Raw genomic sequence first — 21459 nt, forward strand, 5'->3', positions numbered from 1 at the left:
GACATTCTAGCGACTACGCCGCAAAACTGCAGTATTGATGAGCCTTGAGCCCCGGCAGGCCTCGCTGCAGTTTTTTTGACGCGGACAACCGTCAGGATGATGGCGCAGTAATAGCCATGCACCAACGGATCTCTGTGAATATCTGTGAAGACTGCATCACATTATTTAACTGAATATTCAATTCAGGGCTTTTCAACGCAACTAATTCAAATAAAAAGCCCGGTTAAATGTTTACTTGATGAAACAGCCTGACTATTATTGCCGCACTGTCCCCTGCCATCGTGCACTCCCAATAAGGTAGTAATCATGTCCTTGATCAACGAATATCGTGCCACCGAAGAAGCAATCAAAGAGCTGCAAGCCCGTTTGAAGAACCTGTCGCAAGACGACAAACTGCAAACCGAGCTGGAATTCGAAGGCAAACTGCGCACCCTGATGGGCGAATACTCCAAATCCCTGCGTGACATCATCGCGCTGTTGGATCCAGAGTCCAAAACCAAGGCCCCACGTGGCGGCGCAGTAAAAACTACCGGCACCAAGCGTGCTCGCAAAGTTAAACAATACAAAAACCCGCACAACGGTGAAGTCATCGAAACCAAAGGTGGCAACCACAAGACTCTGAAAGAGTGGAAAGCCAAGTGGGGCGGTGACGTGGTTGAAGGCTGGGCTACCCTGCTGGGCTAAGCCGCAACCCTTGTCGCAGACCCGTCTGCGACACCAAAAGAAACGCCAGCATCCGCTGGCGTTTTTTTATGCCCGTCGTTCAAGCGACGGGCATGTTCGATTTCAAAGATTCAAACGTTTGCGCAATGCCTGGACATAATTCTGCCATTCAACCAGCACCTCGCGCTGTAATGGCGTGGCACTAAGCAGCCATTGCTCTGCGGCCTCTGTAAAAGATTGCAAGGTATTAGGAGCCCCCCATTCAGGCTCGGACAAGCGCTGCCGACAAAAGATTTGCCACCGTTCTTGCTCTTCGAAATTCAACGTATCCGGAAAGTTACGCGCTCGATATCGAAACAACAATTCAGGCAAACGTTCGTCATCGAACGGCCATTGCTCTCGCGCTAATTGAGCAGGATCTGCCGTCCTCACTTGCTCACATAGTCGCCGGTCACGATCACCGATAAATCCGTCGTACAACTGTTGTTCGGGATCTTCACTCGGGGTGAAATCTTCGCTGGCATAAATCGCCGCGACTTTATCTTTCCAAACTTGTTGTGCGTCACTTAGTCGCAATGCACGCGTCTGATACAGCGCCATGTCCAGACCCAGACGCTGCTGATCTTCAGCTCTCAGCACCGACAACGGCGCCACCACCGGGCACTTGTTGATGTGAATAAGCTTGAGCGGCACCGGCAACTCGCCTTCGGCCAGATCATCACGACGGGTATACAGGCGTTGACGCAATGTCTGCGCATCCAGATCCAGCAGGCCCTGCGGGTCCAGGTGCAGATCACAGACAATCAACGCGTTCTTGTTGCGCGGATGCCAGGCCAGTGGCAGCACCACACCGACATAACTGCGCGCCGCCGAGAAGCGTCCGGAAATGTGCACCATCGGCTGCAACAGGCGAATCTGGTCCATGACCTTCTGCTTGCTGCGCAACTGGAACAGCCAGTCATACAGTTTCGGCTGTTTCTCGCGGATCAACCGGGCCAGGGCGATGGTGGCGCGCACGTCCGACAACGCCTCGTGGGCATTGCCGTGATCGATGTTGTTGGCGGCGGTCAGGCGCTCGAGCTTGAGCGTGACCTTGCCTTCATCATCGGTCGGCCAGACCAGACCATCGGGGCGCAACGCATAAGCAGCGCGCACCACATCGATCAGATCCCAGCGACTGTTGCCGCCCTGCCATTCACGGGCATACGGATCGAAAAAGTTGCGATACAGGCTGTAGCGGGTCATCTCGTCGTCGAAGCGCAAGGTGTTGTACCCCGCACCGCAAGTGCCGGGAGCCGCTAGCTGGGCGTGAACCCGGGTCATGAAATCAGCTTCGCTCAAGCCGTGCTCGGCGAGACGGCTCGGGGTGATACCGGTGATTGCGCACGCCGCCGGGTGCGGCAGGATGTCTTCGCTGGGCTGGCAGTAAAGATTGACCGGCGCGTCGATTTCGTTGAGTTCGTGGTCGGTGCGGATCCCGGCCACCTGCAACGGACGGTCACATCGGGGATTGATGCCGGTGGTTTCGTAGTCGTACCAGAAGATGGAAGTCACGGGTGGTTCCTGAACTGAAGTTCGGCAAAGTCTAGGCGTTCGACGGCGGTCGCGGCCAGCGCGGCATCATTCAGGCACATTTGGTTGAACGATGTGTATGACATAGTTATGTCGTTTTCCCCCGAGAGACTGCTAGCATCGGACTCACTTGCATCCCGATCCGGCAACATCAGGTAGCCCATGCTCGAGACCACAGCACCGCCAAGGAAAGCAACGCTGGCCCCGCCACTGGACACGCGGTATCAGGTCGAAACGCCGGAAGGCATCGACCTGCCGCTGCGTCCCGCCGGCCTGATGGTGCGTGCCGTGGCGTTCACCATCGATCTGGGTTTGCGCGGGTTGATCATGGGGCTGCTGTTCATGCTGCTGGCGTTGCTCGGCAAACTCGGTATCGGACTGGGGTCACTGCTGCTGTTCGCGGTGAGCTGGTGGTACATGGTGTTGTTCGAAGTGCTGCGTCAGGGCCGTTCGCCGGGCAAGCAATGGATGGGCCTGCGGGTGGTGCACGACGATGGCACGCCAGTGGGCTGGTCGGCCTCCTTGTTGCGCAACCTGCTGCGTTTTGTCGACCTGATGCCGTTCGGCTATTTCCTCGGCGCCATCAGTTGCCTGCAACACCCGACCTTCAAACGCCTCGGCGACATCGCTGCCGGCACGCTGGTGATCTACAGCGAACGCCCGCTCAAGCGTCCGCAGTTGCCTGATGCTGAGCCCCGTCGCTCACCGATCCCGCTGACCCTGACTGAACAACGCGCCCTGCTCGCTTTCGCCGAGCGTCAGGGCGAACTGTCGACGGCGCGGGTCAATGAACTCGCGGCGTTGCTCGCTCAGCCACTGCACATCAGCGCACCGAAAGCCGTCGGTGAACTCAACGGCATCGCCCGCGGCCTGTTGGGTCCGACATGAAGCAAAGCCTTTTCGAAACCCGCCACAAGGCCGAATGGGAGCGCTTTACGCTCGCCCTCGAACGTCTGGAACGAGGCAAGGACACTTCGCAGGTGGCCGAATTTCCCAAGGCCTATCGCCGACTCTGCCAACATCTGGCGCTAGCGCAGGAACGTGGCTACAGCAGTTTTCTCGTCGATTCGTTGCAGCAGCTCGTGCTGCGCGGTCATCAACAACTTTACCGTCACCGCAGCCAGCTCGGCGCCAACCTGCTGGGCTTCATCCTGGCCGGATTTCCACGGTTGGTACGCGCCGAATGGCGATTCGTCCTCGCCGCCGGGTTGCTGTTCTTCGGCAGCCTGACCGGTTTCGGTTTGCTGGTGTACCTGTTCCCGGAGCTGGTCTACAACCTGATCCCCGCCGATCAAGTGCGCGAGATGCAGAGCATGTACGACCCCGCCGCCGGCCACCTCGGGCGCTCGGCCGAACGTGCGGCCAGCGAAGACTGGGTGATGTTCGGCTACTACATCATGCACAACATCGGCATCGCCTTTCAGACCTTCGCCAGCGGTTTGCTGCTGGGAGTAGGCAGTGCGTTTTTCCTGTTCTACAACGGTTTGATCATCGGCACCGTGGCCGGGCACCTGAGTGAAATCGGCTTCGGCCAGACTTTCTGGTCCTTCGTGATCGGGCACGGAGCGTTCGAACTCACGGCTATTGCATTGGCCGGGGCGGCGGGACTGAAACTGGGGTGGGCGTTGATCGCGCCGGGACGCCTGACACGCGGCGAGGCCTTGAGACACGCGGCGCGCCAGAGCGTATTGCTGATCTGCGGCGTGATGCTGTTCCTGTTGATCGCCGCGTTTATCGAGGCTTATTGGTCGTCACGCACCGGGGTCACGCCGCAGACCAAATACCTGGTCGGTGCCGGACTCTGGCTCTGCGTGGCAACCTATCTGCTGTTCGCCGGAAGGACCCGCCATGCGCCTGAGTGACGCCACCGTGGTGATCCGCCCGCGTACCACCTGGGAAGCCATGGACCTGGGCGTGCTCATGAGCCAGCAACATCGGCGCTTGCTGATGACCAGTTGGGCCATTGTCACCCTGCCGCTGTTCGTGGTGCTCAGCCTGCTTCTGTGGGATTCGCCGTCGCTGGCGGTGTTCATCTTCTGGTGGCTGAAACCGGCATATGAACGCTTGCCGTTGTACATCCTGTCCAAAGCCCTGTTCGGCGAAACGCCCACGCTGAAGCAGGCATTGCGCCAATGGCCAAAACTGCTCAAACCGCAGTTGCTGGCGAGCCTGACCTGGCGACGCCTGAGCTTCAGTCGCAGTTTCCTGATGCCGGTGGTGCAACTCGAGGGTCTGAGCGGCATCGCACGCCAGCAGCGTTTACGGGTGCTGCTGCAACGCAATGCCGGCGCGGCCCAGTGGCTGACGATCATCGGCGTCCATCTGGAAACGGCGCTGTGGATCGGCCTGATGGTGTTGTTCTATTTACTCCTGCCGCAACAGGTCGAAACCGATTGGGACTGGCAAAGCCTGATCTTCGCCGCGGATCACCAATGGCGTTGGCTGGAGCACCTGACCAATGCCTTCTATGCACTGATACTGGTGATCTGGGAACCGATCTACGTCGCCTGCGGCTTCAGCCTTTACCTGAACCGGCGCACCGCGCTCGAAGCCTGGGACATCGAACTGGTGTTCCGCCGCTTGCGCCAACGCCTGAACAGCAGCGCACTCGGTTTGCTGCTGGTGGTCTGTCTGCTGCTGCCTGGAGTCCCCTCGGCATGGGCTGCCGACCCTGCCACCGCCCCGGATGCGCCCCGACTCCTGAATCAGCCACTGACCAGTCAGGCATCCCGCGACAGCATCAAGGCCTTGCTGGAACAACCGCCGTTCAAGAACAAGGAAACCGTCACCCGTTATCGCTTTGGCGAAGACCCCGCCACCACCGAAAAACCCAAGGACGGCAAGGCGCCGCAATGGCTGAAAACCTTGCTGGGCTGGCTCAACGGCCAGCATCTGAACGGGCTGGCCAAGGCCATTGAAGTGTTGTTGTGGGCTGCCGTGATTGGGGCAGTCGGCTGGTTGATCTGGCGCTATCGCGAATTTCTGCAAACGTTCGTCAGCCGTCGCCCGCGACTGCCCGAGCGAATAAAACGCCCCGTGCCACAGCAAGCCTTCGGCCTCGACCTGAACCGGGAAACCCTGCCCGACGACATCGCCGCCAGCGCCGAGCAACTCTGGCAAACCCAACCCCGTGCGGCGCTCGGCCTGCTGTATCGGGCGTTGCTCAGTCATCTGCTGCACGATTTCAACCTGACCCTGAAACCGGCCGACACCGAAAGCGAAGTGCTGGCGCGGATCGAACATTTGCAGCGTCCGGACCTGCTCGCTTACAGCCGCAGTCTGACCGGCCACTGGCAGAACATGGCCTACGGACACCGCGTACCGGCGGCGCATCTGCAACGGGAGTTGTGTGATGGCTGGCGGTCCCTGTTCGGCCATGGAGTCGCCCGTTGAACCGGCGCGCACTCTGGCTGGTCGGCGCGCTGATCGTCGCCCTGTTGGGCGCATTGGGCGTTTATCTGTACCCCAAGGCCACGCCTTACCAGGCCGTGGTCGATCACGGCCCTTCCCCCGCCGCACAAGCCAATCCTTATCTGGCGGCGGAGATGTTTCTACGCGGTCGCGGGATAGCCGTCAGTCATGCCGAGAGTCTCGCCGTGTTACCCGAGATCGACCCTCGCCGCCACACGCTGCTGCTGTTCAACGACCGCTCGACCATGACCCCGCGTCAGGTCGACCAAGTCTTGAACTGGGCCCGGGCCGGCGGACGGCTGGTGTTCGTCGCCGAATCGATCTGGGATGAAAAGACCGGCCAGAGCAATGACCTGCTGCTCGACCGCGTGCAACTGCATCAGTCCCTAAGCAAGGATCTGAAAGACCCGCCGCCGGATGCCGACGACGATCCCTACCCCAACCTGACCAAGCTCTATCTGGAAGACGAAGACGCTCCCGCCTACGCCGGGTTCGACACCGAGTTCCACCTCGACGATCCGAAAAACCTTGCGCAAGCCTGGGCCAACAGCGCCCGCGCCACGCACATGATGCAACTGCCCTACGGCCTCGGCACGATCACCGTGGTCACCGATGCCGATCTGTGGAAAACCCCGGCGATTGCGCAGCACGACAATGCCTGGCTGCTCTGGTACCTGAGCGCCGATACCGCCGTGACCTTGCTGTACAACACCGAACATGACGGTCTGCTGACCCTGCTCTGGCGCTATTTCCCACAAGCCATCGTTGCCCTGCTGGCGTTGATCGGTCTGTGGTTGTGGCATGTCGGCGTGCGTCACGGGCCGGTGCAGGCTCCTGCCCCGAGCGGTCGTCGTCAGTTGATGGAACACCTGCGCGCCAGTGCCGATTTCATCCTGCGTCACAACGGTCAACAGACCTTGCTGCAAGCCTTGCAGCAGGACGTCCTGCGCCGCGCCCGCCATCGTCACCCCGGTTTCGACCAATTGAACGTCGCCGAACAATGGCTGGCCCTGTCACGCCTGACCCGCCAGCCGACCCGTGCCATCAGCCAGGCCCTGAGCCCGGCACCGAAGCGGCGCCTGTCCAGCGCCGAATTCTGCCGTCAGGTCGCCCACCTGCAAGCCTTGAGGAACTCGCTATGACCGAACACATCGAACCCGGCTCGCCCAGCCACGCGGCCCAGCAACGTCACCGCGCCAGTCAGTTGGCCCAAGCGGTACGAGGTGAATTGCAGAAGGCGCTGATCGGCCAGAACCCGGTGATCGACGATGTACTGACCGCGCTGATCGCCGGCGGCCACGTGTTGCTCGAAGGCGTTCCCGGCCTTGGCAAAACCCTGCTGGTACGCGCCCTGGCCAAATGCTTCGGCGGCGAGTTCGCGCGCATCCAGTTCACCCCGGACCTGATGCCCAGCGACGTCACTGGCCACGCGGTCTACGACCTGCAAACCGAACAGTTCAAACTGCGCAAAGGCCCGTTGTTCACCAACCTGCTGCTGGCGGACGAGATCAACCGCGCCCCGGCCAAAACGCAGGCCGCCCTGCTCGAAGCGATGCAGGAACGTCAGGTCACCCTCGAAGGCCGGGCCCTGCCGATTGCCCAACCGTTCATGGTGCTCGCCACGCAGAACCCGATCGAACAGGAAGGCACTTACCCGTTGCCCGAGGCCGAGCTTGATCGCTTCATGCTCAAGGTACGCATGGATTACCCCGACGCCGATCAGGAGCTGGACATGGTGCGTCAGGTCACCCGCTCGACCCGCGCCGACATGCTCGACGTGCAGCCGCTACGCACCGTGTTGCAGGCCAAGGACGTGCAAGCCCTGCAACGCATCGCCAGCGATTTGCCGCTGGACGATCAGGTGCTCGATTACGCCGTACGATTGGCGCGCAGCACCCGCACCTGGCCGGGGCTGAGCCTCGGTGCCGGCCCCCGCGCTTCCATCGCACTGGTACGCTGCGCCCGCGCCCGAGCCTTGTTGCGCGGTGGCGAGTTCGTGATTCCCGACGACATCAAGGGCTGCGCACTGGCGGTGTTGCGCCACCGCGTGCGCCTCGCACCGGAGCTGGACATCGAAGGGCTGCAAGTCGATCAAGTCCTTCAGCAACTGCTCGATCAAGTACCGGCGCCGCGCCTGTGAAACCCTCGCGCCTGCTGTTGATCTGGCTGGCGATCCTGCTGGCCATCGGCATTGTGCTGGGCGCGTTGCAGGCGCTGAACGTCGAGGTGCCTTCGAGCCTGCTGTCGATCAACTGGGGATTGTTGCTGGCGTTGTTTGCACTAAGTCTGCTGGATGCCCTGCGCCTGAAGCGCATACCCTCGCCCCGCGTGCAACGACAGATGCCCGGCAGCCTGGCACTCGGTCGCTGGAGCGAAGTGCGGCTGGAGATCGAACACGATTTCGACCAGCCACTGGCCATTCAAATTTTCGACCACGTACCCGACGGCTTGAGCTTTGAACACCTGCCGCTCAACACCGAGCTACAACCCGGCCAACGCAACCTGATCGGCTATCGCCTGCGCCCGCTCAAGCGCGGCCACTTCACCTTTGAAACCTGCGAACTCAACCTGCCGAGCCCCTTCGGCCTGTGGTCCGGCAAACGCCTGCTGAACCTCACCGACCACACCCGCGTCTACCCCGACTTCGCCCGCCTCTACGGCGGCCAGTTGCTGGCGGTCGACAACTGGCTCAGCCAACTCGGCGTACGCCAGCGTCAACGCCGTGGCCAAGGGATGGAATTTCATCAATTGCGGGAGTTTCGCGAAGGCGACAGCCTGCGCCAGATCGACTGGAAAGCCACCGCCCGCCACCGCACACCGATTGCCCGGGAGTACGAAGACGAGCGGGATCAGCAGATCATTTTCATGCTCGATTGCGGGCGGCAGATGCGCAGTCAGGATGGGGAGCTGTCGCATTTCGATCATGCGTTGAATGCGTGTTTGCTGTTGAGTTATGTGGCGTTGCGCCAGGGGGATGCGGTGGGGTTGTCTACCTTCGCCAGTGATCAGCCTCGGTTCATTACACCGATCAAAGGTACGGGGCAGCTCAAGGTGTTGCTCAACAGTGTTTACGATCTGGATAGCACGCGACGTTCTGCGGATTATCCGGCAGCGGTGAATCAGTTGCTGACCAGACAGAAGCGCCGGGCTTTGGTGGTATTAGTGACCAATGTGCGGGATGAGGCTGATGAGGAGTTGCTGAATGCCGTCAGACGCCTGAGTCAGCAGCATCGGGTACTTGTGGCCAACCTCCGCGAGAGCACGCTTGAAAATGCACGGCATTCGCGGGTGCAAACAATAGAGCAGGCCCATGAGTACTGCGCAACAGTGGACTATCTGAATGCCCGAGCGATACTCCATGAACGGTTGAGTGCTCAAGGAGTGCAAGTGATGGATATCCCCCCCAGCGAATTGAGCACGGACGTAATATCACGATATCTAAGCTGGAAGAAATCTGGAGCGCTCTGACCCCTCTCAATCTCACACTCGAGGGGATCAAATAAAATCACAATAATCAAGAGAACCTCAACGAAGTAAAAAACCTTAAGGCGCAGGCATTGATAAAACGGTGCTGCTCATCCAAGGAGTATCAAAACCTCCTCACGATCCAACTAATTTGAGTAGACATCTCTAGTCAACTCACATTTGCAAACACCGCTGCTATCCTTGGAGCTTCTCTAACGGAGTCTCAGAATGCCTGCTAAATACTCTCTATCGGACGTGCTGGAAAGGATGTATCAGAACCAACTCGGCCTGGAAGCCGCCCTGATGGAGTTGGTACTCCAGGTCGAAGCTCAGGGAATGGTGGAAACCGGAAAAAACGTCCGTGAAGCACTTTTTACAATTGGAGAAAACGCCGGTTTCATCAAACAAGGCTTGGCCAAGCTGAAAGGAGAACACCACGGCTAAATTCCGGCTTTTCAGACATATGTCCCAGAGATGTTCGATGTCTTTCGCCTATAAGTCGTGCCTTCCAAAACGAATCGTTGATTGGAAAGACTCTTACAACTTGGTTCTCAAAATCTCCTCGCTGACCACGGCTACTGTAGTCCTGTCCTGCCCGTAAAGTTTCTCTAGCTTAGGATTGAAACCGTTGCCCTTTCAGCACTTGAGGACGATTGCAAGGCGGGGGAATTGAGGCTACAGCAACTGACGCTTTTACCTACACATATGAGCGAATCCGCTGGCTTGTGCACCTTGACGTTGACCCGTAACTTGATCCCCGTCGCTACCAATCAGCGGCCGGGTTTAGTCGCCCGAGGTAAGATAGGTTTGCAAACGCGTCATCCAGTCGGGTATTCCCTATCCCTGCACTAGATGGTGGCTGTGAGCAGGGTGCCCCCGGGCACGCCGGAAAAAAGCCTTACTTCCCCGGTCGACTAACCTGCTTACAGCTGCCACCCCTCGTTTAGTCGCGAAGCGGTAACAGCCCAACTTATTAGGAAGTTAGGTATGTTCAAAGCAACACCAAATCCTCCGTCGGATATCGATCCAACGGACACGACTGATCAAACTGACCCGGTCTCCCCCTACGCTTCAATCGACTCAAAAAAACTCCACGACGCCGCCCACCGGGCCCTCGATTTCTACCTCAATCCCTCTCCCGAGAAACCGCGCAACTCCGTGGATCGCGGCATGCAGATGTTCAAGGTCGATCCCGACATTAACCCCGAAGCCATCGCCATCCAGACCTACGAAACCTTTTCGTCAGTCAGCATCCTGCTGCTCGACCTGGCGGACAGCCTGGACGACAAGCCGCGGCATCTAGCGATGGCGATCTATCAACTGAGCGAGTTAGGGTTGTTGCTGGTGGAGAAGACGCTGGATAACGAGCGGGCGATTGCGATAACCGCGTAAGAAAAAAGGGCCACAACCTGCGGCAGGTTGTGGCCCTTTTTTGTTTTCAGGCCGAAGCCGGCAACGGCTGAAAACTGAAGTACTGCTTCAACGCCTCGACCAGTTGCCCATATTCGGGCGGTGTCCGGTACAGGCTGAAGCCGGCGTCGTAGTGTTGGGGGGTCGCGTCTTCGTGGCACCACAGGCAGCAGGCCGTCAGGTCGATCACCTGCTGGCAGCCCTCGCCCAGGGGGATCTTCAGGCGCAGTTTGAATTCGGCACCGATCATCATCGGCAACTGGCTGATCAGCATCAAACCGTCTTCAGAGACGTTGCCCAGAAAGCCGATGGGTTTGTCGGTGACGCTGTTGAACACTCGCAGAAAATACGGCAACTGGTGCCGTTCGATTCGACGGTCGGTAAACATGAGCGTATCGCCATGCATGGCCCGGTAAACGGGCCGCACTGTGCTTCGGAACGAACCTGCCCTACAGGTCCGCTCTCCCCGCTTCCGGTGTGGCGCTTGCCACGTCTATCTCATGCCAGTCGCAGGTGTTGCGCCGGTACAGAGTTCATCTGCACCGGTGTCTGAGGACTATAGCTCACCTTGTACAGCCAGCCAGCTTTTGTATGACAACCGCCATCAAAAGCGAGTTGGACGCACCACGGCTGCTGCGCTACGGGTCGGGTAATGACCCAGGCTCTGCAGGGTTTCCAGACGCGCGCGGGCGCGATAGGCGTATTCGCTGTTGGGGTACGAGGCAATGATGAACTGATAGGTCTGCGCCGCATCGACAAACATTTTCTGCCGTTCCAGGCACTGGCCGCGCATCATCGACACTTCCGGCCACACGTAAGGACGGGCACGGCTGGCGCGTTCGACCTTGGACAGTTCGAGCATCACCTGCTCGCAGTTGCCCCGGTCGTAGGCGCTGTAGGCGTTGTTCAAATGATGGTTCATCGACCAACGGGTGCAGCCCGTGACGGCGAGGACGCTGAGGGCAAGGGCGGCAATGGGCACGAATCGCATGGGGTATTCTCCTGTCTTGTGATCATTATCGACCTCTGGCGAGAAATCTTCAGAGCCCTTTGCTCCGATTGTCGCGTTCAATAAAGAAAACAATAAGTAGTGCAAACGAACAATGACTACACCCAAAGAGCGTAGTAGCCTCTGCGAGCGCTTGAACCTGAGGAGTCTTTGCATGTCCGTCCGTCGTACCAAAATCGTCGCTACCCTTGGCCCGGCCAGTAACTCGCCGGAAGTTCTCGAACAGCTGATTCTGGCTGGCCTGGACGTCGCCCGTCTGAACTTCTCCCACGGCACCCCCGACGAGCACAAGGCTCGCGCGAAGCTGGTGCGTGACCTCGCTGCCAAGCACGGCCGCTTCGTCGCCCTGCTGGGTGACCTGCAAGGCCCGAAAATCCGTATCGCCAAATTCGCCAACAAGCGCATCGAGCTGAAGATCGGTGACAAGTTCACCTTCTCCACCAGCCATCCGCTGACCGAAGGCAACCAGCAGGTGGTCGGTATCGACTACCCGGACCTGGTCAAGGACTGCGGCGTGGGCGACGAGCTGCTGCTCGACGACGGCCGCGTGGTGATGCGCGTTGATACCGCGACCGCCACCGAACTGAACTGCACCGTGACCATCGGCGGTCCGCTGTCCGACCACAAAGGCATCAACCGTCGCGGTGGCGGCCTGACCGCTCCGGCCCTGACCGAGAAAGACAAGGCCGACATCAAGCTCGCCGCTGAAATGGAAGTCGACTACCTCGCCGTGTCCTTCCCGCGTGACGCCGCCGACATGAACTACGCCCGTCAACTGCGCGACGAAGCCGGCGGCACCGCTTGGCTGGTGGCGAAGATCGAACGCGCCGAAGCCGTGGCCGACGACGAAACCCTCGACGGTCTGATCAAGGCTTCCGACGCCGTGATGGTTGCCCGTGGTGACCTGGGTGTGGAAATCGGCGACGCCGAGCTGGTGGGCATCCAGAAGAAAATCATTCTGCACGCACGCCGCCACAACAAGGCTGTGATCGTGGCGACCCAGATGATGGAGTCGATGATCCAGAACCCGATGCCGACCCGCGCCGAAGTGTCCGACGTGGCCAACGCCGTGCTCGACTACACCGACGCCGTGATGCTGTCCGCCGAATCCGCTGCCGGCGCTTATCCGCTGGAAGCCGTGCAGGCGATGGCGCGCATCTGCGTCGGCGCTGAAAAGCACCCGACCAGCAAGACTTCCAGCCACCGCATCGGCAAGGAATTCGAGCGCTGCGACGAGAGCATTGCGCTGGCGACCATGTACACCGCCAACCACTTCCCGGGCGTGAAAGCGATCATCGCGCTGACCGAAAGCGGCTACACCCCGCTGATCATGTCGCGTATCCGTTCGTCGGTGCCGATCTACTGCTTCACCCCGCACCGCGAAGCCCAGGCCCGCGCAGCAATGTTCCGTGGCGTGTACACCGTTCCGTTCGACCCGGCTTCGCTGGCACCGAACGAAGTCAGCCAGAAAGCCATCGACGAGTTGGTCAAGCGCGGCGTTGTGCAGAAGGGTGACTGGGTCATCCTGACCAAGGGCGACAGCTACCACACCACCGGCGGCACCAACGGCATGAAGATCCTGCACGTGGGCGACCCGCAGGTCTGAGTGACCGGTTGCTGAAAATGAAAAGCCCCGCCATGTGAATGGCGGGGCTTTTTCATTTCAGATTGATCGTTCCCACGCTCCGCGTGGGAATGCCTCAATGGACGCTCCGCGTCCGCTTCGGCATGGGACGCGGAGCGTCCCGGGCTGCATTCCCACGCAGAGCGTGGGAACGATCGGTGCACGGAGTGCGGCGGCGGTCGGCGGTCGGCGGATATCTCAATGGCGTTTGATGAACCCGGTCAACGCCGCCAACGCCTCCGGCGACCTCAGCCGCTGGGTAAACAGCGCGCCCTCCTCCTCGATCACCTTGCGAATCAATTCGCGATCCGGCGCCCGCATCAATTTCTTGCTGATGCGCACCGCCTCGGCCGGCAGCTCATCAAACCGCAACGCCATCTCCCGCGCCTTGGCCAACGCAGCTTCGCCACTGCCCAGCGCCTCGGTCGCGATCCCCCATTGCGCCGCTTGTTCACCGGTGAAGCCTTCACCCAGCAGCAACAGTTCCGACGCTTTGGCCTGCCCGAGCAAACGCGGCAGGATCAGGCTGGAACCGAACTCCGGGCACAACCCGAGATTGACGAACGGCATGCGCAACCGTGCATCCCGCGCCACGTACACCAGATCGCAATGCAACAGCAGCGTCGTGCCAATCCCCACCGCCGCCCCGGCCACGGCGGCGATCACCGGTTTGCGGCATTCGAGGAGTTCAAGCATGAAGTGAAACACCGGGCTGTCGAGGTCGCTCGGCGGTTGCTGGATAAAGTCGGCGATGTCGTTGCCGGCGGTGAAGCACTCGGCGCTGCCGGTGATCAGCACCGCGTTGATCTCGGGGTCTTGATTGGCCTGCTTGAGCGCCTCGGCCAACTGGCTGTACATGGCGCGGGTCAGGGCGTTTTTCTTGTCGGGGCGGTTGAGGCGCAGGGTCAGCAAACCGCGTTCGCGGTGCAGCAGGATGGCTTCGGGCATGGCAGGTCTCGCGTCTGAAGGATCAGCGCTCAACCACGGCTCAGGAAGACATCGGCCAGCAGTTGATTGCGCGGCAGTCCGGCCAGGAACAGACGCTTGGCAAACGCGTCAACGCTGGCAGTCGAGCCGCAGACTAAGGCCAGCGTTTGTCGGGAGACAAGGCGCAGTTGCGCCAAAGCGGCCGGCAACTCGGCCGCCGTCCACAATTCGACGCTGAGGTTTTCCCGCTGCGCGGCCAGTGCTTCAAGGGGTTTGGCCAGGTAATGCCCGTCGGCATCATGGGCCAGATGAATGACGCGAATGGCGCCCCGATGATCCTGACGCAAGGCTTCGCGCAACACACCGAACAAGGGGCCTAGCCCGGTGCCCGCCGCCAGTAGCCACAGCGGCCGCTCGTGCCAGTCCGGGTCGTAATGCAACGCACCGCCGCGCAGTTCACCGAGGCGAATCGGGTCGCCGATCTGCAAGCGGCGCGCGGCATCGCTGAATTCACCGGGCTGGCGGCAATCGAGGTGAAATTCAAGAAAACGGTCTTCTTCCGGCAGGCTCGCCAGTGAATACGGCCGCGCAACGTGGCCGGCCCACAGCACCAGATGCTGGCCGGCGCTGTAGCGCAACGGTCGCTGGGGTGTCAGGCGCAACCTCAGCACGCTGTCGCCGAGCCAGTCCAGCGCTTCGACCGAGGCCGGGCGACCATCGGTGACGGGATCGAAGGTGTGCACCTGCAAGTCCTCGATCACCTGACACTGACAGGCCAGGCGCCAGCCCTGATCACGCTGTTCAGCGCTCAAGGCATCGGGGCGACTGTCAGCAGGCAGACCTTGCACGCATTGCACCAGACACGCATGGCAACTGCCGGCGCGGCAGCTATAAGGCACCGCCACACCGTTCTGATTGAGAGCATCGAGCAGGTTGCTGCCCGCCGCCACCGACCACTGTCGTTCACCGACCCGCAGTTCAGGCATCGACGTTCTCCCACGCGGCTGCGCAACGGTTGCGCCCGTCGCGTTTGGCCCGGTACAGCGCCTGATCGGCGCGCTGCAAGGCGTCGTCCAGATCATCGCCCAGTTCCAGCAGGGTCATGCCGGCAGACAGGCTAAGGTTTTTCACATTCAGGCCCACCAGCTCAACGTCGGTGAAGGCGATGCGCAGCCGTTCGCAACAGGCGGTCAGCCGCTCGGCGTTGCAATCGGGCAGCAGCACCACGAATTCTTCACCACCATAACGGGCCAGCACATCACCGTCACGCAGACAGGCACCGGCCACTCCGGCGAAGGCTTGCAGCACCTGATCGCCGGCCGCATGACCGTGTATATCATTGATGCGTTTGAAATGGTCGAGGTCGATCAGCGCCAGACCGTGCACCACGTCGGCTTCCATCGCGTTCAATTCGCGGGTGGCCAGGCGCAGGAAATGCCGGCGGTTGAACAGCCCGGTCAGTTCGTCGGTGGCCACCAGGTCTTCGAGCTGGCGCATCATCCCGCGCAGGGTGTCCTGATGCGCCTGCAAGGCAAACCGGCGCTGGCGCATGCGTTGCCGTGAGGTCTGGACGAAGCGTGCATAAATCACCAGCCATGCCAGCACGATCAACAGAATGCACGCCTGCAACGCGGAGAGCGCCGGATCGTGCAGGCGGAAGTGGTAACCGTCCCACAGCGTGATGGCGCAGAAACTGAAGAACACCAGCATCGCGCAGCGCACAAAGGCCCGGCGCGACAAATGGAACAGGCCGAACAGCAGGATCAGCACATAGAAGACCAGGAACTCGCCCCGCGCTTCTTCCAGATGCGCGATCAGCCACGTCTGCCAGCCGAGGCCGAGCAGCACTTGCGCTTCGGTCAGGCTCGGGTCGGAGAACCGCAGGTTGGCACCTGAGAAAAACACCGCGAACAGAGTCGCCTGGCTGATGACCACCAGGGCGCTGCCGACAGCGACGCCTGTCAGCGAATCTTCGTAGTGTCCGGTGAAATACGCCAGCCACAGCAGCAGCAAGGCCAATCCATAGGTGGCTGCAGCGAGGGCGAAGCGTTTGAGCAAAAGACGTTGAATGGCGTTATGGGTCAATCGTTGACTCACCGTGCGATAAGAGGCTGACCGAGTGTCCTACTCTACAGACCGGCTGCCACTTTAGTGGCGTAGTCGATAAATGACCATTGATTTTCGGGCCGGATAATTGGCGTCAAAAAAGCCCTTGGGCCCGCCCCTCCCGGCTTCCCGGAGCGCCCGCCAATAGCGCCGGCCGCGCGTGATTTTTTGTCGGCCTTCGCCGTCCGCAAACAGCGAACCGGACGTAGCGCTTGCAGACCACATCGACCGGCTCCTGCCATGCGACCAACGAATGACTACCGGCGCGTGTCACCACCAGGGAGGCGCGGTATACTGCCGCGCCTTTTTAGCGTCGCGCCAGCAGCCCCGGCGTGCCTTGAAAGGTGTCTGCGACCGACCGATGCACCCAAGCCGCAGGCACCTTATTGAATGTTCCCGTCTTTTAGAGGAGCGCGACTCATGACCGTGATCAAGCAAGACGACCTGATTCAGAGCGTTGCCGACGCCCTGCAATTCATTTCCTACTACCACCCCGTGGACTTCATCCAGGCGATGCACGAAGCCTACCTGCGCGAAGAATCGCCAGCGGCCCGTGACTCGATGGCGCAGATCCTGATCAACTCGCGCATGTGCGCCACCGGCCACCGGCCGATCTGCCAGGACACCGGTATCGTGACCGTGTTCGTGCGTGTGGGCATGGACGTGCGTTGGGATGGCGCGACCATGAGCCTGGACGACATGATCAACGAAGGCGTGCGCCGCGCCTACAACCTGCCGGAAAACGTCCTGCGTGCCTCGATCCTCGCCGACCCGGCGGGCGCTCGTAAAAACACCAAGGACAACACCCCGGCGGTCATCCACTACTCCATCGTCCCGGGCAACACCGTGGAAGTGGACGTGGCGGCCAAGGGCGGCGGTTCCGAGAACAAGTCGAAAATGGCCATGCTCAACCCGTCCGACTCGATCGTCGACTGGGTGCTGAAGACCGTTCCGACCATGGGCGCCGGCTGGTGCCCACCGGGCATGCTGGGCATCGGCATCGGCGGCACCGCCGAGAAAGCCGCTGTGATGGCCAAGGAAGTGTTGATGGAATCCATCGACATTCACGAGCTCAAGGCCCGTGGCCCGCAGAACCGCATCGAAGAAATGCGTCTGGAGCTGTTCGAGAAGGTCAACCAGCTGGGCATCGGCGCCCAGGGCCTCGGTGGTCTGACCACCGTGCTCGACGTGAAGATCATGGATTACCCGACCCACGCCGCCTCGCTGCCGGTGTGCATGATCCCGAACTGCGCTGCCACCCGTCACGCCCACTTCGTGCTCGACGGTTCCGGCCCGGCTTCGCTGGAAGCGCCACCGCTGGACGCCTACCCGGAAATCGTCTGGGAAGCAGGTCCGTCGGCCCGTCGTGTCAACCTCGACACCCTGACCCCGGAAGACGTGCAGAGCTGGAAGCCGGGCGAAACCGTCCTGCTCAACGGCAAGATGCTCACCGGTCGCGACGCCGCGCACAAGCGCATGGTCGAGATGCTGAACAAGGGCGAAACCCTGCCGGTGGACCTCAAAGGTCGCTTCATCTACTACGTCGGCCCGGTTGATCCGGTCGGTGACGAAGTGGTTGGCCCGGCTGGCCCGACCACCGCCACGCGGATGGACAAGTTCACCCGTCAGATCCTCGAGCAGACCGGCCTGTTGGGCATGATCGGCAAATCCGAGCGCGGCCCGACTGCGATCGAAGCGATCAAGGACAACAAGGCTGTGTACCTGATGGCCGTCGGCGGCGCCGCTTATCTGGTGGCGCAAGCGATCAAGAAGTCCAAGGTACTGGCGTTCGCCGAGCTGGGCATGGAAGCGATCTACGAGTTCGAGGTCAAGGACATGCCGGTCACCGTTGCGGTGGACAGCAAAGGTGAATCGGTCCACATCACCGGTCCTGCGATCTGGCAACAGAAGATCAGCGAGAGCCTTGCGGTGGAAGTGCAGTAAGCTATTTGCCTTATAAAAACGGCCGGCTCATCCAAGTGGATAGCCGGCCTTTTTTTTGAATGTATAAAATTCGCACAATAATGCAGGGGAGGTTTTTTCGAGCGCAATTGTCGATACCTCCAGTTCGGTATCTGCAAAAAAATACGGCACGCTCATCGCATCTATGAACAGGAACCCCGCCTACACATCTGCATGGTATCGTGCCCGCCCGTCCTGCCATCCGTTTGCCCCAGCATGCTGCCGACTTCCCGTACCCTGCGTCTGTCGTTGTATACCCTGCTGATCATCGCCGGCGCCGCCCTCGCCGCGACTCTTGCGATCCGCCACGCCGAACGTCAGGCATTGGAAGAGGACGCGGCGCGGGCCAATCAGCAGTTGGCACTGTACGCCAATTCTTTGCACACACTGATCGACCGCTACCGCGCCCTGCCCGCCGTGCTCGCACTGGACCCGCAATTGCGTGCGGCACTGGCCGGTCCGGTCGACGCCGAACAGCAAGCGGCGCTCAACCTGAAACTGGAAAAGATCAACGGCGCCGCACAATCCTCGACGCTGGAACTGCTCGATCACACCGGCCTCGCGGTGGCGGCCAGCAATTGGCGTCTGCCCAGCAGCTACGTCGGTCACAACTACGGCTTTCGCCCCTACTTCAGCCAGACCCGCACCCAGGGCACCGGGCGTTTCTACGCAGTCGGCGTGACCAGCGGGATTCCCGGTTATTTCCTGTCCAGCGCGGTGCTCGGCGACAACGGCGAGTTCCTCGGGGCGATGGTGGTCAAGCTCGAATTCCCGGAACTTGAACGCGAATGGAGCCAGGGCAGCGACACCCTGCTGGTCAGTGATGCACGCGGGATCATTTTCATCGCCAACCAGCCCGACTGGCGCTATCGCCTCCTGCACCCGCTGAGCCCGGCCGATTACAAAGAGATCAAGGCCACCCGCCAATACGACAAACAGTCGCTGGTGCCGCTGACTCATCTGTCGCTGCGTCGCTTCGACGACAACAGTGACCTGCGCCGTGTCGAAGGCCCGCAAGGCACAGCGGATTACCTGTGGGAATCGCTGCCGCTGACCGCCGAAGGCTGGACCCTGCACCTGCTGCGACGCCCGCAACTGTCCTTCGAAGACCAGCGCAATGCCGGACTCGCCGCTGCCGGGGTGTGGCTGGCGCTGGTGTTCCTGTTGTTGTTCCTCAACCAGCGCTGGCGTCTGGCGAAGATGCGCCAGCGCAGCCGCGAAGAGCTTGAGCAACTGGTCGAAGAACGTACCCGCGACTTGCGTACCGCTCAGGACGGTCTGGTGCAGTCAGCCAAACTCGCGGCACTGGGACAGATGTCGGCGGCGCTGGCCCACGAAATCAATCAGCCGCTGACCGCTCAGCGCATGCAACTGGCGACCTTGCGCCTGCTGCTCGATCATGGCCGCGTCGATGACGCCTACAAGGCGCTCAAACCGGTCGATGAAATGCTCACGCGCATGGCGGCCCTGACCGGTCATTTGAAAACCTTCGCCCGCAAGAGCCCCAGCGGTTTGCGCGAGCGGCTGGATCTGGCGACAGTGGTCGATCAGGCCCTGCAATTGCTCGACGCAAGAATGCGCGACGAACAGGTCAGCCTTGTGCTGCATCTGACCCGCCCGGCCTGGGTGCGCGGCGATGCGATCCGTCTCGAACAAGTGCTGATCAACCTGCTGCGCAACGCCCTCGACGCTATGCAAGGCAAACCTTGCAAGCGTCTGGAAATCCGTCTGGAAGCCGACGAGCAACTGTGGCGCCTGAGTGTCATCGACAACGGCGGCGGCATTGCCGAAGAGCATCTGGGCCAGGTGTTCGATCCGTTCTTCACCACAAAACCGGTGGGTGACGGCCTCGGTCTGGGGCTGGCGGTGTCGTTTGCCATCGTCCACGAATCCGGCGGGCGCCTGAGCGCCGACAATGGCGACAACGGCGCAGTGTTCAGCCTGACCCTGCCGATCGATCTGGAGGCGCACATCTGATGCTCAATGCGGTGATGGTGGTCGATGACGAAAGCAGCATTCGCAGTGCCGTCGAACAGTGGCTGAGCCTGTCCGGGTTCGAGGTGCAACTGTTCAGTCGCGCCGAGGAATGCCTGGCGGCGCTGCCCGCGCATTTTGCCGGGGTGATTGTCAGCGACGTGCGCATGCCAGGCCTCAGTGGTCTTGAACTGCTGGCCGAGGTGCAGCGCCGGGATGCCGACCTGCCGGTGATTCTGCTCACCGGCCACGGCGATGTGCCGATGGCGGTCGAAGCCATGCGCGATGGCGCTTACGACTTTCTGGAAAAACCCTTCAGCCCCGAAACCTTGCTCGGCAGCCTGCGCCGGGCGCTGGACAAGCGCCGACTGGTGCTGGAAAACCGCGCCCTGCACGAACAGGCCGACAACCGCGCCAAACTGGATGCGACGCTGCTCGGTGTGTCCCGTGGCTTACAGACCTTGCGCCGGCAGGTGCTTGATCTGGCGACCCTGCCGGTCAACGTGCTGATCCGAGGCGAGACCGGCAGCGGCAAGGAACTGGTCGCCCGTTGCCTGCACGACTTCGGTCCGCGAGCCGACAAGCCGTTCGTGGCGCTGAATTGCGCGGCGATCCCCGAGCAGTTGTTCGAAGCCGAGTTGTTCGGGCATGAAAGCGGCGCCTTCACCGGGGCCTCCGGCAAGCGTATCGGCAAGCTGGAGTACGCCGATGGCGGCACGCTGTTTCTCGATGAAATCGAAAGCATGCCGTTGGCCCAGCAGGTAAAACTGCTGCGGGTGTTGCAGGAGCAGAAGCTGGAGCGGCTGGGGTCGAACCAGAGTATTCGCGTGGACTTGCGGATCGTCGCGGCGACCAAACCCGATCTTTTGGATGAAGCGCGGGCCGGGCGTTTTCGCGAGGACCTGGCGTATCGCCTGAACGTCGCCGAATTGCGCCTGCCGCCGTTGCGTGATCGTCGGGAAGACATTCCGTTGTTGTTCGAGTCCTTCGCCCAGAGCGCCGCCCAACGCTTGGGCCGGACCTTCCCGCCGCTCAGTGGCGCGCAATTGAGCCACCTGCTGAGTCATGACTGGCCGGGTAATGTGCGGGAACTGGCGAACGTCGCCGAACGGCAGGTGCTGGGGCTGGATGAACCGGTGCAGGGCATCGATCCCGGCCAGTCACTGGCGGCGCAGCAAGAGGCGTTTGAGGCGCAGTGTCTGCGGGCGGCGTTGACCCGGCACAAGGGGGATGTGAAAGCCGTGCTTGAAGAGCTGCAACTGCCTCGTCGCACGTTTAATGAAAAGATGCAGCGCCATGGTCTGACCCGGGAAATGTTCGTACCTGAATGAGCGGA

The 21459-nt window shown here is 61.0% G+C and carries 19 protein-coding genes; 13 read left to right on the plus strand and 6 right to left on the minus strand.

Annotated elements, in window-relative coordinates; translation table 11 throughout:
• The first annotated feature begins 306 nt into the window (after nucleotides 1–306).
• Entirely contained in the window at nucleotides 307–684 is a 378-nt protein-coding gene (gene mvaT, locus IF199_RS23620) for a histone-like nucleoid-structuring protein MvaT (protein ID WP_007933316.1), read from the plus strand.
• A gap of 102 nt (nucleotides 685–786) precedes the next feature.
• On the opposite strand, the gene sbcB is transcribed toward mvaT, so the two are convergent.
• Nucleotides 787–2217 carry an exodeoxyribonuclease I gene (sbcB, locus tag IF199_RS23625; RefSeq protein WP_192558847.1) on the minus strand — a complete coding sequence of 477 codons (1431 nt, stop codon included), beginning with the start codon at nucleotides 2215–2217 and terminating at the stop codon, nucleotides 787–789.
• Nucleotides 2218–2397: 180 nt separating this feature from the next.
• Between sbcB and IF199_RS23630 the strand changes: the two genes are divergently transcribed.
• The 8 genes from IF199_RS23630 (at nucleotide 2398) to IF199_RS23665 (ending at nucleotide 10503) form a co-directional block, all read left to right on the plus strand.
• Nucleotides 2398–3123, plus strand: a complete 726-nt coding sequence (locus IF199_RS23630; protein ID WP_192558848.1) for an RDD family protein — start codon at nucleotides 2398–2400, stop codon at nucleotides 3121–3123.
• The gene (locus tag IF199_RS23635) at nucleotides 3120–4097 is read left to right on the plus strand and encodes a stage II sporulation protein M (protein WP_102621264.1); all 978 of its coding nucleotides are present in this window, start codon (nucleotides 3120–3122) and stop codon (nucleotides 4095–4097) included. Before IF199_RS23630 ends, IF199_RS23635 begins: the two co-directional genes overlap by 4 nt.
• A complete protein-coding gene (locus IF199_RS23640) occupies nucleotides 4084–5628 on the plus strand; it encodes a DUF4129 domain-containing protein (RefSeq protein ID WP_192558849.1) in 1545 nt (514 codons plus the stop codon). Before IF199_RS23635 ends, IF199_RS23640 begins: the two co-directional genes overlap by 14 nt.
• Nucleotides 5625–6788, plus strand: coding sequence for a DUF4350 domain-containing protein (locus IF199_RS23645; protein WP_192558850.1), 1164 nt, complete (start codon nucleotides 5625–5627; stop codon nucleotides 6786–6788). The genes IF199_RS23640 and IF199_RS23645 overlap by 4 nt, the downstream gene beginning before the upstream one ends.
• The gene (locus tag IF199_RS23650) at nucleotides 6785–7786 is read left to right on the plus strand and encodes an AAA family ATPase (protein WP_096818339.1); all 1002 of its coding nucleotides are present in this window, start codon (nucleotides 6785–6787) and stop codon (nucleotides 7784–7786) included. The genes IF199_RS23645 and IF199_RS23650 overlap by 4 nt, the downstream gene beginning before the upstream one ends.
• A complete protein-coding gene (locus IF199_RS23655; RefSeq protein ID WP_192558851.1) occupies nucleotides 7783–9114 on the plus strand; it encodes a DUF58 domain-containing protein in 1332 nt (443 codons plus the stop codon). Before IF199_RS23650 ends, IF199_RS23655 begins: the two co-directional genes overlap by 4 nt.
• 225 nt (nucleotides 9115–9339) lie before the next feature.
• Nucleotides 9340–9555, plus strand: a complete 216-nt coding sequence (locus IF199_RS23660) for a hypothetical protein (protein ID WP_102621260.1) — start codon at nucleotides 9340–9342, stop codon at nucleotides 9553–9555.
• 543 nt (nucleotides 9556–10098) lie between these two features.
• A complete protein-coding gene (locus tag IF199_RS23665; RefSeq protein WP_102621259.1) occupies nucleotides 10099–10503 on the plus strand; it encodes a DUF6124 family protein in 405 nt (134 codons plus the stop codon).
• Between the two features lie 46 nt (nucleotides 10504–10549).
• Here IF199_RS23665 and IF199_RS23670 read toward each other — a convergent pair whose 3' ends face one another.
• Nucleotides 10550–10909 (minus strand): PilZ domain-containing protein, encoded by a 360-nt coding sequence (locus IF199_RS23670; protein WP_096818351.1) that lies wholly within the window; start codon nucleotides 10907–10909, stop codon nucleotides 10550–10552.
• Between the two features lie 216 nt (nucleotides 10910–11125).
• Nucleotides 11126–11512: a tetratricopeptide repeat protein gene (locus tag IF199_RS23675; protein ID WP_007951249.1), complete on the minus strand. Its 387-nt coding sequence runs from the start codon at nucleotides 11510–11512 to the stop codon at nucleotides 11126–11128.
• 172 nt (nucleotides 11513–11684) lie between these two features.
• On the opposite strand from IF199_RS23675, the gene pyk reads away from it, so the two are divergent.
• Nucleotides 11685–13136 (plus strand): pyruvate kinase, encoded by a 1452-nt coding sequence (pyk, locus tag IF199_RS23680; protein WP_096818355.1) that lies wholly within the window; start codon nucleotides 11685–11687, stop codon nucleotides 13134–13136.
• Nucleotides 13137–13352: 216 nt separating this feature from the next.
• Here the strand turns inward: pyk and IF199_RS23685 are convergent, their stop codons facing one another.
• The 3 genes from IF199_RS23685 to IF199_RS23695 are packed head-to-tail and all read right to left on the minus strand — an operon-like array spanning nucleotide 13353 to nucleotide 16166.
• Nucleotides 13353–14102 carry an enoyl-CoA hydratase-related protein gene (locus IF199_RS23685; RefSeq protein ID WP_192558852.1) on the minus strand — a complete coding sequence of 250 codons (750 nt, stop codon included), beginning with the start codon at nucleotides 14100–14102 and terminating at the stop codon, nucleotides 13353–13355.
• A gap of 29 nt (nucleotides 14103–14131) precedes the next feature.
• A complete protein-coding gene (locus IF199_RS23690) occupies nucleotides 14132–15067 on the minus strand; it encodes an iron-sulfur-binding ferredoxin reductase (RefSeq protein ID WP_192558853.1) in 936 nt (311 codons plus the stop codon).
• Nucleotides 15060–16166: a GGDEF domain-containing protein gene (locus tag IF199_RS23695; protein ID WP_096818361.1), complete on the minus strand. Its 1107-nt coding sequence runs from the start codon at nucleotides 16164–16166 to the stop codon at nucleotides 15060–15062. The genes IF199_RS23690 and IF199_RS23695 overlap by 8 nt, the downstream gene beginning before the upstream one ends.
• Before the next feature lie 441 nt (nucleotides 16167–16607).
• Between IF199_RS23695 and IF199_RS23700 the strand changes: the two genes are divergently transcribed.
• The 3 genes from IF199_RS23700 (at nucleotide 16608) to IF199_RS23710 (ending at nucleotide 21454) form a co-directional block, all read left to right on the plus strand.
• Nucleotides 16608–18131 carry a fumarate hydratase gene (locus tag IF199_RS23700; protein WP_003205127.1) on the plus strand — a complete coding sequence of 508 codons (1524 nt, stop codon included), beginning with the start codon at nucleotides 16608–16610 and terminating at the stop codon, nucleotides 18129–18131.
• 234 nt (nucleotides 18132–18365) lie between these two features.
• Nucleotides 18366–20126, plus strand: coding sequence for a sensor histidine kinase (locus IF199_RS23705; RefSeq protein ID WP_096818368.1), 1761 nt, complete (start codon nucleotides 18366–18368; stop codon nucleotides 20124–20126).
• On the plus strand, nucleotides 20126–21454 hold the full coding sequence (locus tag IF199_RS23710; protein WP_192558854.1) for a sigma-54-dependent transcriptional regulator: 1329 nt from the start codon (nucleotides 20126–20128) through the stop codon (nucleotides 21452–21454). Before IF199_RS23705 ends, IF199_RS23710 begins: the two co-directional genes overlap by 1 nt.
• Nucleotides 21455–21459: the final 5 nt, after the last annotated feature.

Source organism: Pseudomonas allokribbensis (assembly GCF_014863605.1).
In the GTDB taxonomy this organism is placed as follows: domain Bacteria; phylum Pseudomonadota; class Gammaproteobacteria; order Pseudomonadales; family Pseudomonadaceae; genus Aquipseudomonas; species Aquipseudomonas allokribbensis.